This is a genomic window from Janthinobacterium sp. (genome assembly GCF_009923995.1).
Classification (GTDB): Bacteria; Pseudomonadota; Gammaproteobacteria; order Burkholderiales; family Burkholderiaceae_D; genus Janthinobacterium.
On sequence record NZ_RFSK01000142.1, the window covers coordinates 1 to 1,561 of the forward strand.

The 1,561-nt window shown below is 63.7% G+C and carries 1 protein-coding gene; it reads left to right on the top strand.

Features of this window, described 5'->3' with window-relative positions; translation table 11 throughout:
* Positions 1-36: 36 nt before the first annotated feature.
* A partial coding sequence (locus EBS11_RS28255; RefSeq protein ID WP_290608845.1) for an AAA family ATPase occupies positions 37-1,561 on the top strand: 1,525 nt, incomplete at its 3' end.

Here is a 1,561-nt window from a genome sequence, read left to right on the forward strand (position 1 = left end):
CCGCCCACCCGCACGCACAAGACGCGGTCCGGTGGATTGCATCTGATTTTCCTAGTTCCGGAAGGTGTGGAAATCCGCAATAGCGCCAGCCGTATTGCACCGGGTGTCGATGTGCGGGGGGAGGGCGGCTACGTCATTGTCCCTCCGTCGCCTGGCTACAGCCTTGCCGACCCGACAGACCCGGCAGAAATGCCGCGCTGGCTGATCCGGGCATGCACACCGCCAGAACGCGAACAGCGCCCCGTGGCCCCGCCGCAGCCGCCGCGAGAGCATGGCGGGTCGCGCTATGGCCTGGCCGCCTTGGCTGACGAGTGCAACGCCATCCGCCGCGCGCCGTTCGGGCAGCAGGAAACGACCCTGAATGCCGGAGCCTTGAAGATCGGCGCGTTGGTGGCTGGTGGCGAGATCGAGGAAGGCGTGGCGCTGGGAGAACTCCTTGCCGCCGGCCGGTCCATGGGGTCGGAGAGCGGGCGCGAGGCGTGGCAGCCGGACGAGATCGAGAACAAGGTCCGGCGCGCGTTCAAAGACGGCCACAACCGCCCCAGGAAGGCGCCTGAGCGGCCCGAGGAACACGCCCCACCCGATCTGCCCCCGGACTATTGGGACGCCCTGGGCCTCGATCCTGAGCTATTCCGTGGCGAAGAAGACGCGCCCGAGATCGTCCCCGTCGAGGAAGGCATCAAGTCCGGTCAGCTTCTGCCATTTTTCACCTATGCCGATGCCTCCGCCCGGCTGGACGTGGACGATTTTGTAGAGGGTTTGCTTACCTCTCGGTCCATGGCGGTCGTCTATGGCGAGAGCAACAGCGGGAAAACCTTTTTTGTCACTGACCTGGCCTTGCACATCGCCGCCAGCCGTCCATGGCGCGGCCGAGAGATTGACGGTGGCCTGGTGATCTATCTGGCGCTGGAAGGCTCCCTTGGCATCCGCAACCGGATCACCGCATGGAAAGAGTCGTCCGGCCTGGCGGATTACGATCTGCCATTCATCGTGGTTCCCGTGTCGGTCAATCTCTTGGACCCGAACGCTGACGCAGCCGCCGTCATTGCGACCGTCCGGGCCGTCGCCGCACAGTTCAATGTCCCGCCGAGGCTGATCGTCATTGACACACTTAGCCGGGCTATGGCTGGCGGCAACGAGAACGCGCCCGAGGACATGACGGCGCTTATCGGGACCGGCGACACCATCCGCGAACAGACCGGCTCTTGCCTGCTTTGGATTCACCACTCCGGCAAAGACACAGCCCGAGGCGCGCGCGGGCATTCATCCCTTCGCGCCGCCACTGATACAGAAATAGAAATCACCGTTGACGGTCAGGCACGCATGGCCCGCGTTACCAAACAACGCGATTTGGACGGCGCTGGGGAGTTTCCTTTTGTCCTCAAAGTCGTGGAACTCGGCACCAACCGGCGCGGCAAGGCGGTCACATCCTGCATCGTAGAGGATGGCGCACCGTCGGTTCCGGGTGGAACAAGGAACGTCACAGGACACGCTAAACGGGCATTGGAAGTCCTATCCGATCTTATCAATGCGTCCGGTGGGACTGGATACACCGGCACAC